This window comes from Psychromonas sp. KJ10-5 (genome assembly GCF_055808325.1).
The window spans coordinates 2,307,275-2,321,234 of the sequence record NZ_CM147864.1 but is presented as its reverse complement, the minus strand read 5'-3'; the positions used below and the strand labels follow the sequence as shown (position 1 = coordinate 2,321,234).

11 protein-coding genes and 3 tRNA genes are annotated in these 13,960 nt (G+C 39.4%); 9 read left to right on the top strand and 5 right to left on the bottom strand.

The features are described from left to right. Positions 1-49: 49 nt before the first annotated feature. Entirely contained in the window at positions 50-1,090 is a 1,041-nt protein-coding gene (gene rsgA / locus AC0L3W_RS10265; RefSeq protein WP_290040543.1) for a small ribosomal subunit biogenesis GTPase RsgA, read from the bottom strand. Between the two features lie 95 nt (positions 1,091-1,185). On the opposite strand from rsgA, the gene orn reads away from it, so the two are divergent. From orn to AC0L3W_RS10245, 4 genes are all read left to right on the top strand, one after another. Further along, positions 1,186-1,725 carry an oligoribonuclease gene (gene orn, locus AC0L3W_RS10260; protein ID WP_290040542.1) on the top strand — a complete coding sequence of 180 codons (540 nt, stop codon included), beginning with the start codon at positions 1,186-1,188 and terminating at the stop codon, positions 1,723-1,725. 361 nt (positions 1,726-2,086) lie between these two features. Beyond that, positions 2,087-2,162, top strand: a tRNA-Gly gene (locus tag AC0L3W_RS10255). A 50-nt stretch (positions 2,163-2,212) separates the two neighbouring features. After that, positions 2,213-2,288 (top strand) — tRNA-Gly (locus AC0L3W_RS10250). Between the two features lie 44 nt (positions 2,289-2,332). Continuing rightward, positions 2,333-2,408, top strand: a tRNA-Gly gene (locus AC0L3W_RS10245). Positions 2,409-2,961: 553 nt separating this feature from the next. Here the strand turns inward: AC0L3W_RS10245 and AC0L3W_RS10240 are convergent. Continuing rightward, on the bottom strand, positions 2,962-3,846 hold the full coding sequence (locus AC0L3W_RS10240) for an endonuclease/exonuclease/phosphatase family protein (protein WP_290041218.1): 885 nt from the start codon (positions 3,844-3,846) through the stop codon (positions 2,962-2,964). Positions 3,847-3,996: 150 nt separating this feature from the next. On the opposite strand from AC0L3W_RS10240, the gene ndk reads away from it, so the two are divergent. The 4 genes from ndk (at position 3,997) to AC0L3W_RS10220 (ending at position 6,141) form a co-directional block, all read left to right on the top strand. Then, entirely contained in the window at positions 3,997-4,425 is a 429-nt protein-coding gene (gene ndk, locus AC0L3W_RS10235) for a nucleoside-diphosphate kinase (RefSeq protein ID WP_290041215.1), read from the top strand. A 175-nt stretch (positions 4,426-4,600) separates the two neighbouring features. Then, positions 4,601-5,473 (top strand): prepilin peptidase, encoded by an 873-nt coding sequence (locus AC0L3W_RS10230; RefSeq protein WP_409438964.1) that lies wholly within the window; start codon positions 4,601-4,603, stop codon positions 5,471-5,473. Positions 5,474-5,477: 4 nt separating this feature from the next. After that, entirely contained in the window at positions 5,478-5,981 is a 504-nt protein-coding gene (gene tadA, locus AC0L3W_RS10225) for a tRNA adenosine(34) deaminase TadA (protein ID WP_290041211.1), read from the top strand. Then, on the top strand, positions 5,971-6,141 hold the full coding sequence (locus tag AC0L3W_RS10220) for a hypothetical protein (protein WP_169727660.1): 171 nt from the start codon (positions 5,971-5,973) through the stop codon (positions 6,139-6,141). The genes tadA and AC0L3W_RS10220 overlap by 11 nt, the downstream gene beginning before the upstream one ends. An 84-nt stretch (positions 6,142-6,225) precedes the next feature. Here the strand turns inward: AC0L3W_RS10220 and AC0L3W_RS10215 are convergent, their stop codons facing one another. The 3 genes from AC0L3W_RS10215 to mltF form a co-directional block, all read right to left on the bottom strand. Next, a complete protein-coding gene (locus tag AC0L3W_RS10215) occupies positions 6,226-7,167 on the bottom strand; it encodes a DMT family transporter (protein ID WP_290041207.1) in 942 nt (313 codons plus the stop codon). A gap of 221 nt (positions 7,168-7,388) precedes the next feature. Next, positions 7,389-7,805, bottom strand: a complete 417-nt coding sequence (locus tag AC0L3W_RS10210) for a CBS domain-containing protein (RefSeq protein WP_409438965.1) — start codon at positions 7,803-7,805, stop codon at positions 7,389-7,391. A 192-nt stretch (positions 7,806-7,997) separates the two neighbouring features. After that, positions 7,998-9,830 carry a membrane-bound lytic murein transglycosylase MltF gene (gene mltF, locus AC0L3W_RS10205; RefSeq protein ID WP_409438966.1) on the bottom strand — a complete coding sequence of 611 codons (1,833 nt, stop codon included), beginning with the start codon at positions 9,828-9,830 and terminating at the stop codon, positions 7,998-8,000. 192 nt (positions 9,831-10,022) lie between these two features. On the opposite strand from mltF, the gene purL reads away from it, so the two are divergent. After that, on the top strand, positions 10,023-13,919 hold the full coding sequence (gene purL / locus AC0L3W_RS10200; protein WP_409438967.1) for a phosphoribosylformylglycinamidine synthase: 3,897 nt from the start codon (positions 10,023-10,025) through the stop codon (positions 13,917-13,919). Positions 13,920-13,960: the final 41 nt, after the last annotated feature.

Genomic DNA, 13,960 nt, shown 5'->3' with positions numbered 1-13,960 from the left:
TCTCTGTTTTTAATGTAATTAAAGTATAAAGCTCACTAATATGTAGTCGTTAGTACACATTAGGATCGCGATGACGCGCATTTTTTGCATCATCCATTGTTTCTAAAATACGCAGGAAACTATTGAATCGAGCACTATCAATATGTCCATCTTCAACGGCAGCTACAAGTGCACAACCAGGATCTGCTTGGTGTTTACAGTCTCTAAAGCGACAACCGCCTAAAAACTCTCTAAATTCTATGAATCCACTGGCAATACGTTCTGCTTCCAAGTGCCAAAGCGAGAACTCGCGAATCCCTGGGCTATCAATTAAGTCACCCCCTTCTGTAAAATGATACAGGCGAGCTGTGGTGGTGGTATGTTTACCTAATCCTGAACCTTCTGATATTTCACCAGTTAACGCTTCAACTTCAGGTAATAGCATATTAAGCAGTGATGTTTTACCTACACCAGATTGCCCTACAAAGATATTCACCTTATCTTTCATCACTGATTTTAGGTGGTCTAAACCATCACCTAATTTAGAGCTATAAATAACCTGATAACCAATATCTCGGTAGCTTTGTAACTCTTTATCAATAAGTTTTGCTGATTCTTCATCTAGTAAATCGACTTTATTCAATACGATGATTGGAGTAATACCAATATCTTCACAAGCGACAAGGTAGCGGTCGATAATGTTACGAGAAAACTCAGGAGCAATAGAGCTAACAATAATGATGTGATCGATATTCGCTGCAATCGGCTTGATGCCATCATAATAATCTGGACGAGTTAATACGGTTTTACGAGGGTGAACGGCTTCAATCACACCGCTGATCCCTTGATGGGACTCTTTGCCTGCACGCCATACTACGCGATCGCCAGTCACTAAAGATCGGATTGAGCGGCGCAATGTACAACGTTCTACTTTACCTTGGTCATCTTCAATATCTGCATGTTGCCCAAATCGACTAACCACTAACCCTTCGAGTTGCGGACCGAGTTCAGCTTCATCCCATTGCGTGTCGCTTTTAGGTGTTAAGCGTTTGTTATGATTGCTTTGAACACGACGGATTTGGTTTTTACTGAGTTTTTTCTTCTTAGCCACAGACTTCCTTTGCTACCACTGGTGATTTTAATCGAGTATTATACTCTATTCTTATATTAAATAGCGATTCATCAATATAAAAGGGTGTTAGGAAAATGAATAAAGATAATTTGGTGTGGATTGACTTAGAGATGACCGGGTTGAACCCTGATACCGATAAAATTATTGAGATTGCCACTATTGTTACTGATAGCGATTTAAATATTTTAGCGGAAGGCCCACAGTTTGTAATTCATCAAAGCGATGCTGCATTAGATGCAATGGATGATTGGTGTACTGAACATCATGGTAATTCAGGGTTAACTGCACGTGTAAAAGCCAGTGATATTAGTTGTGCTCAAGCAGAACAGGCGACGCTTGATTTTCTTAAAGAATGGGTACCAGCAGGTGCGGCACCATTATGTGGAAATAGCATCGGTCAAGATCGTCGTTTTATGGTGAAACATATGCCAACCTTGGAAGCTTTTTTCCATTACCGTAGTATTGATGTGAGTACTATTAAGGAATTAGGTCGTCGTTGGGCTCCGGAGATGGTAGCTGCACATAAAAAGTCTGGTACCCATCTAGCGTTACAAGATATTAAAGAATCAATTTCTGAATTACAGCATTACCAGAAGCACTTTTTTACTTATTAACTTCAACTCGGTGCGATTAGTACGTAATTCAATTTCTTATTTTATCTCATTATTTAATGCCGTTAGTTTTGCATGGTCAAGGCGAATTATCCTAGCAATCGCTGGCTATTGGTCGGTGATTTAATGCTGAAACCTGCGGGAATAGCGGTATTATATGGTTTGGCGTATCCCGAGTTGAGATTTATTCGGTCGCTTTTTAGACAAGTTATTAGGCCGTTGCTCAAAAACTCTGCAAGCAAACTAAGTTAAGTAGAAAATAGCTAAAAAAAGCTTGCAATCATTACCGCCATCTCTATAATTCGCACCTCGTAACGGACAGGCATCACCAAATGCTTTACTAGCCGCTACAGGAAAATGTGATGCGGTACTAGCTCAGTTGGTAGAGCACAACCTTGCCAAGGTTGGGGTCACGAGTTCGAGTCTCGTGTACCGCTCCAAATTTTAATTTCAAAATTAAAATTTATTATTCCGAATAGCTTTAAATTAAGCGGTACTAGCTCAGTTGGTAGAGCACAACCTTGCCAAGGTTGGGGTCACGAGTTCGAGTCTCGTGTACCGCTCCAAATTTTAATTTTAAAATTTATTATTCCGAATAGCTTCAAATTAAGCGGTACTAGCTCAGTTGGTAGAGCACAACCTTGCCAAGGTTGGGGTCACGAGTTCGAGTCTCGTGTACCGCTCCAATTTACTTCCTAAAATATCCTAATATCCCAAAGAATCAAACAACCTTGCCCTGATTAAGTGCTGGGGTCACGTGTTTTTTTAGTCTCGTGTACCGCTCCAAATTTACTTCCTAAAGTATCTCCATATCCCAAAGAATCAAACAACCTTGCCCAGATTAAGTGCAGGGGTCACGAGTTCGAGTCTCGTGTACCGCTCCAATTTACTTCCTAAAATATCCTAATATCCCAAAGAATCAAACAACCTTGCCCGGATTAAGTGCTGGGGGCACCTGTTTTTTTAGTCTCGTGTACCGCTTCAAATTTACTTCCTAAAGTATCCTCATATCCCAAAGAATCAAACAACCTTATTTTTCAAAAATTATTTATCTAAATACTATTAGCCTACTCAGTAGATCAATTCTCAATTGTTGCACTAATGCCAATCGCACTAATTAACGGATCTATTTTACTTGTTAAAATAACTTATTTCTTCGTTGTAATTTTCGTAAATAGAACAACTATTTGACTTAAATTACGCTTTGAACTCAGTCATTTTCCCTGTGCAAAATTTAGATCACTTATTTAATGCAATTGGTATAAAAGTGACTAATTGCGGTGTGTGATCGGAAGCATTGGTTGGAATACTTCGGGCATTAGTGACAGCTAAACCTTTATAAAAAACATGGTCTAAGGGGGTATTGAATATTTTTAGCCTGTTATCCGTGGTAAAAGTCACTTCATTTAAACCTAATTCTGTTAATGCTTGATCGACAACCGATGTTCGGGCTTCACTCCATGTATTAAAGTCACCAGTTACAATAACTGGACCTTTGTGATCCTTGATTAAGGCGATAAAAGGAGTTAATTGTTCGGCTAATGGTGTTGAGGTTAGTGTGAAGTTCACCCCATGTATATTCACAACTAATAAAAGGTTGGTACTTCCTGCTATTTGATAAGTTGATGCAATTGCACTTTTAGGGATTCGACTCCAGGGTTCCGTATAACGAGTTCCACAAACTTGCAGCGCAGTCGCGCTACTTAAGGTATTTACACCATAATTAATCTGTTGATATTCAAAGGCTATATTTTGTAAAGATGAAAGTTTTTGCTGTTGTAAAAACAGTTTTAAAGCAGGTTCATATTTAGCCTCTTGTAACGTTAGTAAGTTGGCTTGTTTTGCCCATTTAGTTAATTGCGCTAACCATTGTGTATTTTGTTGTTTATAAATATTCCAATTTAATAAAGAAAAGGTCGTTGGTAAAACGCTATTATTCGTCGTTAATAAAGGTTCGCTCAATGCAGGGCAAGTCGCTGAATATTGCCTTTGTTCTTGATTAATAATGGTCATTTGTGCCGGCGTATGAGGGAGTAAACCATTACTAATAAACCAGAGAACAATTGCAATCAGCACTATTAAGGATATTAAGATGATTTTTTTTATATTGAAATTAGCTCGCATTTTGTATTGCCTTAAATAAAAACTGCACGATAAATACCCATCTATATGAAGGAAATGTGATATTGAGTTCTGAATGGTCAGGTTGTTATTGATAGCCAGTGTCTATACAGGGTATATTATGAGTCCCATTAACTAATTTAAGAAACTATTATGCCATTAGAAAGAACACTTTCCATGATTAAACCTGATGCTGTTGGTAAACAACTAATTGGCACTATCTTACAACGATTCGAACAAGCTGGCTTCACTGTTGTTGCTGCAAAACTAATGCAATTAACGCGTGAGCAAGCAGAAGGATTTTATGCTGAGCATGAAGGCAGAGATTTTTATGAGCCATTGATTGACTTCATGACATCTGGCCCAACGATGGCGTTAGTATTACAGGGTGAAGATATCATTCCTGCTTATCGTGAACTTATTGGCAAAACTGATCCAACACAAGCAGCTGCGGGTACTATCCGTGCTGATTTTGCTGAGTCTACTCGTTTAAATGCGGTACATGGTTCAGATAGCCCTGAATCTGCTGCACGTGAGATTGCTTATTTCTTTGTTGATGATGAGATTTGCGTTAAAGCATAATCTATTTGATATTGTTCATATTGGTTAATACGGCTATAGAATGTTTTCATTAACAGTCTATAGCTTTGATGACGTTAATCAGTGTGATTAACCACCTACATTCAGCATTACCAATAAATCTGGTGATGCTGAATTTTTACCCGCATTAATTTAAATATTAACAATGAAGGCATTTATGAGTGACGTGATCACATTGATGGAACAAGTTCCCTCTTTTTATTTTGGGCTTGTTTTAGTCTTAGGCTTATTGGTTGGTTCATTTTTAAATGTGGTGATTTATCGCTTGCCTGTGATGATGCAACGTAGTTGGGAAGCTGATTGTGCAGAAACATTTCCTGACAGTAATATTAAAGTTGACGATTCCACCTTCAATTTAGTACTACCTCGTTCGCGTTGCCCTAAATGTAATCATTTGATTGGTTCACTTGAAAATATTCCATTAGTCAGCTGGTTGCTACAAAAAGGTCGTTGCAAGCATTGTGATTGCAATATCCCTGCTCGTTACCCAAGCATAGAGTTATTGACTGGTTTAATGTCATTAGCTGTTGCTTATGTCATTCCGTTTGGTTGGCCTGTTTTATTTGCACTATTGTTCACTTGGACCTTGATTAGTTTAACCTTTATTGATGTAGATACTATGTTACTGCCGGATCAGTTAACTTTACCATTGGTTTGGTTAGGTTTACTGGTGAATATGTCTGATACCTTCATAGGGCTTCAGGATGCGGTTTTAGGCGCTGTTTTCGGTTACTTGACCCTTTGGTCAGTTTACTGGGCGTTTAAGCTCCTGACGGGCAAGGAGGGCATGGGATACGGTGACTTTAAATTATTAGCTGCGTTAGGTGCATGGTTTGGTTGGCAAGCGCTGCCTTTAATTATTATTCTCTCTTCATTTGCTGGTGCCATTTTGGGCATTATTATGATCGCTTTATCTAAGGATAAACAAAGCAAACCAATGCCTTTTGGCCCATATTTAGCGATAGCAGGTTGGGTTTATTTAGTCTACGGTGCAGAATTAACTGACCTCTATTACTCTTTGATTCTTTAGTACCATGAATACTGAACATTTTACCGACCATGACTGGATGCAATATGCTTTATCTTTAGCGGATAAAGCTGAAACGCTTGGCGAGATCCCTGTCGGTGCTGTGCTGGTTAAAGATAACCAAATTGTTGGTGAAGGTTGGAACCTGTCGATTGTTGAACATAACGCTTGTGCCCATGCAGAGGTGAATGCTATTGCCAAAGCTGGACAATATTTACAAAACTACCGTCTAATTGATTGTACTTTATACGTGACTTTAGAGCCTTGTCCTATGTGTGCAGGTGCGATTGTACACTCTCGTATCAAACGTTTAGTTTATGGTGCGGGTGATTATAAAACCGGTGCGGCGGGGAGCGTGTTTGATTTAGTGCGTCATGAACAACTGAACCATCAAGTTGAAGTTACAGCTGGTGTTGATGCCGAACAATGTGCGACAAAAATCAGTGATTTCTTTAAACGCCGCCGTAAAGAAAAAAAAGCCTTAAAAAAGGAGCGCAATAATGAGCAATAAAGTCGTTAATTTTGAAATAGAAAAAGAGACTAAAAACAGCGTCCGTTATAAAGAAGTGCCAGAAGAGGGGCAAGCACCAATTGTCGGGAGTTTATATGTTCAAAAGTGGTTTGCTGGTAATAGTAAAAATATACAAGTAACCATTGAAAAGAAAGATTAAGCTTATTCGCTAATAAGATGAATAATATTTAACACCTTTATTTATATAACAAAGCATATAAATAAAGGTGTTTTTTATTTTCTGTTAAATAGACTTAGTCGCTGTAGGTTTAATTTCATTGTTAATGATGGTTTTATTTACCTGCTTATTAGCTTGTTTTTTAGCAAAATAAGTACTTAATAAAGACCCTAATAACGAGGTCATAATGATCAAAGCCATTAATACATATTGAATATGAGTAAACTGCTCTCCAACCAATATTAACCCCATCAAAATCCCTGCAATCGGATTGCTAATGCCTGCAAAAGTAAACTCAACTACTGTCATTCGGCTTAATAACCAAACATATAATGAATAAGCCAACATGGTATTCAGAACGATTAGCCAGACTAAGCCACCAATATTCAGGTAGCTAATATTTTGTAAAGCCGAGACATATTGTGCTGGTGAAGATAAAGCATGCATTATTGCGATCACGGTTAAAATACTACCGCCAATAATTAACTGCCAACATAAAACCGGCCACCAGTGCATTTTTAAGCCTAAGTTTTTAGTGATATTACTGCCGATCACAATACAGGCTAAAGCACAAAGCATAGCCACTAAGCCTACGGGGTTAAGTTTCAGATGTAATGGGTCAAATAAGAACCACGCAAGTGTGATTAAAGTGCCTCCTGAGATCAGTTGCACCTTCGTTGGTGTACTTTTATGAACAATCCAATAGTAAAACATGGCAAATACCGGTAATGAAACCATGCCAACCCCTGATATAGCAGAAGGCAGTGTTTGCGCCATAATAAATAATAAGCCAAAGAACAGGGCGATATTAATCGAGCCTAATCGTATTAATACAGGCCATTCATGTGCTTTTGGTAAATTTGGTTTGAAGGCAAGTAGCAGTAAACCTGCTGGCAATGCGCGTAATGCTCCCAATAATAGAGGCGGCCATCCGCTTAAAGTGTACTGTGTTACTGCATAGGTTGTACCCCAAAAAAATGCAGCTATCATTGCCAATATTACGTTCATTGATGTCGCTCTTAAAATAAAAAGGGTGTGCACTCTGCCTATTTTTAATGCATTTGTACAGAAAACTATTTTTGTATCGTGGCTTAGGTTGAGTTAAATCAAGGTAGGATCTTACTAAGTGGTTGATCTGCTGTTTACAAATCAACCTTTATTCATTTTCTAAGGTTTATCCTTTAAATTTGTATTTTCCATTTTAGCTTCATTTATCCCTTAGAAAAGGATTACAACTGCTTTTGCGAACACAAAGATAAATTGTTTTGTAAGTGTGTCAGTAAATCTGTTCGTTTCATAATGCCGATTAACTTATCGCCTTTCACAACAGGGAATATATTATCCGATAAATGCTGCGTTTTAATGGCGACTTCAGATAAATCTTCATCGGCATTGAATGTATTAAAGTTTGTCGCCATGACGTTATCAACCTGTACTGGTTTATCACAATGGTAAGCACTGCTTAATAATGCTTTTTGACATCCTACTAACGATACCATTCCTAGTAACTTTTTCTCGTTATTAACCACTGGTAATTGTGATTGTTGACTACTAATTAAGGTTTTTACGATATCAGTTAGCGATGTGTGGCACTGTAATGTGATGGGGTTGTTTTTCATGATTTGGCTAATTGTTTTTTTGCTCATTGCAAGGCCTTTATAATTATTGGAAGTTAATATCAGTCATCATAAATGAAGTTTTATAATTGTCTAAATCGATTGTTTTTATTAATTTAATAGGTTTTGTTGTTGCTTTTCTGGGGCACTGGGTAGGGTTAGTTGCTTCGAGGCTAGTTTGATTGGTGTTAGTGAGAGGCTCAGCCTCCCACTAAAAGTCCATTAAGGGGTAACTGTCGTTTGATCTACTTTGGGGGCTGGTTCTGTTTGTGTTTGTTCTTCTGCTAATTTAGCAGCAGCATCTGCTTGTGCCTTTTGCTCAGCTGCTAGCTTAGCAGCGGCTTCGGCCTGTGCTTTTTGTTCTTCGGCTAGTTTTACGGCCGCTTCGGCTTGCTCTTTTTGTTCTTCAGCTAATTTGGCCGCTGCCTTTGCTTCAGCTTTTTCTGCTGCTTCTAACGCGGCTTGCTTAGCTTCTTCTGCTTGTTTATCAGCTGCTATCCTTGCTTGATTTTCAGCTTCAATTGCTGCTTGACGTTGTGCTTCGGCTAATTTTTCCTCTTCAAGTTTTTTTTGTTTTTCTAATTCAATAGCCGCTAGTCTTTCTTCCTCGGCTTTTGCAATTGCTGCCAATCTTGCTTCTTCTGCTTTTTGCTCTTCCGCTAATTTAAGTGCTTTTTCTTGCTCTTGAGCATGCCAAGTTAATGTTTCTAAGTATTCTCGAATATTATCAACATAATGCTTCGCTTCGCGTCCACGGGCATAACCGTAACGGGTTTTGGTGTACCATTTTCGCTCATGTAATAGTGGTAAGTTTTCTTTGACATCAGCCCAAGAATCTGGATTTTGCTCGCGCATTTTGGTAATTCTTCGCACGTCTAATAGATGCCCTAAACCAATATTATAAGAGGCTAATGCAAACCAAATTCGTTCATCTTCAGGGATGCTTTCAGGTAAACGTTTGATTAATTGTGTGAGGTATTTGGCACCACCTTGAATACTTTGTTCTGCATTAACACGGTTTTTAACTCCTACAAATTTAGCGGTGTCTAAGGTCAACATCATCATGCCTCGAACACCCGTTGGGGAGGTGGCTTTCGGGTTCCAATGTGACTCTTGATAACTCACTGATGCAAGTAATAACCATGGCACTTCAGGCGTGGCATATTGTTTAAATAGCGCTTCGTATTTAGGTAAGCGGCTATCAATACGCTTTAAGAAAATACGTGTGTCGACGTAATCAAAGTCACCGATGTGGCCAAAATACTTTTCTTCAACTTTAGCAATGGTACCTGAGTTATATTGGTTACCCATGAACTCAATCATTGCTGAATAAAAAGAGTCATCTTGAGCTTTACGAATTAACCAAGCTACAGGTTGTTTTTCATAGATAGTGAAAGCTTCTGCAAGTGAAGGGTAATAACGCTGCTTTTGTGCCAAAGTGGTACTGTCAACAATCGCATATTGAATCTCTTTTTGGGCAACTTTTTGTAATAGAGACTCTTGGTCTTCATTTTCTAAAACATTGATCACGAGATCCGGGTAGTCAATTAACGAGGCTTTAATATTTTCCTCATGACTACTGCCTTTAAGCACATTAACTGGCGCATCTATGTCTGAGATGTCGCGAGGGCGGTAAGTGCCTTTATGATAAACCAAGGTTTGTGAAAGATAATAATAAGGTGGTGAACTACGATATTTCTCGGCACGCTTAGGAGTTAAGGTTAAGCCAGCTCCTGCAAAGTCTATTTCATTATCTTCTAAGGCTGAAAATAATGAGTCGAAATCGTCATATTCTTTAATAATTAATTTTAGGTTGAGGTATTTAGCAAACTTCTTGCCTAATTCGTAATCCAATCCACTGTAATTGTCGCCATCGAAGCTATAAGTCAGTGCACTATTCATGGTGCCCATGATTAATGTTTGCCGTGCTTGCATCTCTTCAAGATCGGTCATTGGGGTGACCGGATTACAAGCGGTTAACAAAAATATAAAAATGGCGCTTAAAAATAGCTTAAATTTAATAGTCGTAGAAGTGAGAAAAACAGGTTTATTCATAAAAATGTTGCCGATCCAATGAGTCGAATTGGTAGATTATTCAAGAAACGATTTAAATATCTATTTATTTACCAATTATCAGGTTTATTTATGACAGACTATAGAGTGTTTCTATTTAATAAAAAATGCTTTTCTTTTATAATATTGAGCTAAACCCAAGTTCATTTATTTATCCAACGAGAGTAATAACCTATGGAAATTTTGCGTGGGGCACCTGCCTTATCGACATTTCGTGTTAACCAGTTGTTGAAAAACTGTGAAGTATTAGATTTACCTGTAACAGGCCTATATGCTGAATTTATGCATGCTGCAGATCTATCTGATTCTTTAAATGACCAAGAGTTAGCTGTTCTACAAAAGCTATTAACTTACGGACCTAAAATTGCAGAGCATGACCCAGTAGGGACTCTGTTATTTGTTACACCACGCCCAGGCACTATTTCGCCTTGGTCTTCAAAAGCAACGGACATTGCTAAAAACTGTGGTCTTACCAAAGTAAAACGTTTAGAGCGTGGTATCGCTTATTACGTTGAAACTGAAACAGAGTTAAATGAACAACAAATTCAAGCGTTAACAGACTTGTTGCATGATCGCATGATGGAAGTCGTGTTAACTTCGTTGGAAGACGCCGCGACCTTATTTGTCCAAGGTACGCCAGGAAAAATGACCAGTGTTGATGTGTTAGGCGAAGGCCGTAGCGCATTAGAAACTGCCAATGTGAACTTAGGTCTAGCACTTGCAGATGATGAAATCGATTACTTAGTGGAAAACTTTATTAAGTTAAATCGTAACCCTAACGATATCGAACTAATGATGTTTGCACAGGCAAACTCAGAGCATTGTCGTCATAAAATATTTAATGCTGATTGGACCATTGATGGTCAAAAACAGCCTAAATCATTATTTAAAATGATTCGTAATACCCACGAATTACATCCTGAATACGTATTGTCTGCATATAAAGATAATGCAGCGGTAATGGAAGGTTACCAAGCAGGGCGTTTCTTCCCAAGTGTTGATGACCGTGAATTTGGTTACCACCATGAAGATATCGATATCTTAATGAAGGTGGAAACACATAACCATCCAACTGCTATCTCTCCATTCCCAGGTGCTGCAACTGGCTCTGGTGGTGAAATTCGTGATGAAGGCGCAACAGGTATTGGCTCTAAACCGAAAGCTGGTTTAGTGGGTTTCTCTGTATCTAATTTACGTATTCCTAGCTTTGAACAAGCATGGGAAACAGATTTTGGTAAGCCAAGCCGTATCGTTTCTGCTTTGGATATTATGTTAGAAGCACCTTTGGGCGGTGCTGCATTTAATAATGAATTTGGTCGCCCTAATATCCTAGGTTATTTCCGTACTTATGAAGAAAAAGTAGATAGCCATAACGGTAGCGAGATCCGTGGTTACCACAAGCCAATTATGCTTGCTGGTGGTTTAGGTAACATCCGCCGTGAACACGTACAGAAAAAAGATATCCCAGTTGGCGCGAAACTGATCGTGTTAGGTGGGCCTGCAATGAATATCGGTTTAGGGGGGGGGGCCGCGTCTTCAATGGACTCTGGTGCTTCTTCTGAAAACTTAGATTTTGCTTCAGTACAGCGCGAGAATCCAGAAATGGAACGTCGTTGTCAGGAAGTAATCGATCGTTGTTGGCAGATGGGTGAAAATAACCCAATTCAATTTATTCACGATGTAGGTGCGGGTGGTTTATCTAATGCTATGCCTGAGTTAGTGGATGATGGTGGCCGTGGTGGTGTATTTGATTTACGTGCAATTCCAAATGACGAGAAAAGCATGGCACCACATGAAATCTGGTGTAATGAGTCTCAAGAACGTTACGTAATGGCGGTTAAGCCTGAAAATCTAGCGACTTTTGAAGCGATTTGTAAGCGTGAACGTGCACAATATGCGGTGATCGGTACAGCCACTGAAGAGTTACACTTAACGCTGAACGATCCTGAGTTTGATAACAAACCAATCGATATGCCATTAGAAGTGTTATTGGGTAAAGCACCTAAAATGCATCGTGATGTTCAATCACAAACAGCTAAAGGTAAAGCGTTAGACTTATCTGGTGCAAGTGTGAAAGAAGCGGCAGAGCGTTTGTTACGTTTACCTTCAATCGCAGAAAAAACCTTTTTGATTACTATCGGTGACCGAACTGTAACGGGCTTAGTTGCTCGTGACCAAATGGTCGGTCCTTGGCAGGTACCTGTTGCCGATTGTGCTGTAACAGCTGCAAGTTACGATACTTATTTTGGTGAGTCAATGGCATTAGGTGAACGTACACCTGTGGCATTACTTAACTTTGGTGCATCTGCTCGCTTAGCTGTGGCTGAATCAATTACTAATATCGCTTGTTCTGATATTGGTGATTTCAAACGTATTAAACTATCTGCTAACTGGATGTCAGCAACCGGTCACCCTGGTGAAGATGCTGGTTTATACGAAGCAGTTAAAGCGGTTGGTGAAGAATTATGTCCTGAATTAGAGCTTACTATTCCTGTAGGTAAAGACTCAATGTCAATGAAGACACGTTGGCAGGAAGAAGATGGCAGTGATAAAGAGGTGACTTCACCATTATCATTGATTATCACTGCATTTGGTGCAGTACGTGATATCCGTAATACGGTGACACCGCAATTACGCACAGACCAAGGTGAAACCGACCTGATCCTAATCGACTTAGGTAACGGCAAAAACCGTTTAGGTGGGTCATCACTGGCGCAAGTATATAAGCAGTTAGGTGAAACAACGCCTGATTTAGATAGCCCAGAATTATTAAAAGGCTTCTTTAACTCAGTGCAAAGCTTATTAGCTGATAAGAAATTATTAGCTTATCACGATAGAAGTGACGGTGGTTTATTCTCAACTATTACAGAAATGGCCTTTGCAGGACATTGCGGTGTAACCGTTAAGCTTGATCAAGTTGGTAGCGATGACTTCTCTGCATTGTACTCAGAAGAGTTAGGTGCGGTAATTCAAGTTAAACGTGAAGATAAAGAAGCGGTATTAAATACTTTAGCTGGCCACGGTTTATCTTCTAGCTCCCTAGTGATTGGTTCAATCAATAGCACAGACCAAATTGAATTCCTACGCGATGGTGTTGAAGTATTAGCAGCTAAACGTGCGGAGTTCCGTGGTATTTGGGCTGAAACAACACTGAAAATGCAATCATTACGTGATAACTCTGAATGTGCACAACAAGAGTTTGACCTTAAATTAGACGATAAAGACCCAGGTCTATCGACTAAATTGACGTTTGATATTAACGAAGATGTTGCAGCACCTTATATTGCTAAAGGTGTTAAACCGCGTATGGCTATCTTGCGTGAGCAAGGTGTTAACTCGCAGCAAGAGATGGCAGCAGCCTTCAACCGCGCTGGTTTCTCTGCGATTGATGTACACATGAGTGATATTCTGTCGGGTAATGTTCAACTAGAGAACTTTGCTGGTTTAGTGGCTTGTGGTGGTTTCTCTTACGGTGACGTATTAGGTGCTGGTGAAGGTTGGGCTAAGTCTATTCTGTTCAACGAACAAGCTCGTACTCAGTTCCAAACTTTCTTTGAGCGTGAAAACTCATTTGCATTAGGCGTGTGTAACGGTTGTCAGATGTTATCAAACCTCAACGAGTTAATTCCAGGTTCTGATCTCTGGCCGCGTTTTGTTCGCAATAACTCAGAGCGTTTCGAAGCACGTTTCAGTTTGGTAGAAGTGCAAAAGTCTAACTCGTTATTCTTAAATGATATGGCGGGCTCACAAATGCCTATCGCAGTATCTCACGGTGAAGGTCGTGTGGAAGTGAAAGACAGCTCACACCTTGCAGCTATTGAAGCAAGTGGTTCTGTTGCATTACGCTTTATCGATAACTACGGTAATAACACTGAATCTTACCCATCTAATCCAAATGGTTCGCCAAATGGTATTACTGGTCTAACGTCTAAGGACGGTCGTGTCACTATCATGATGCCTCACCCTGAGCGTGTATTCAGAACGGTTGCTAACTCTTGGCATCCAGATGAATGGAAAGAAGATAGCCCATGGATGCGTATGTTCAGAAATGTGCGCAAACAATTAGGTTAAAAATAATTAATGAATAAAAGGGGGCGTAAAGCTCCCTTTTT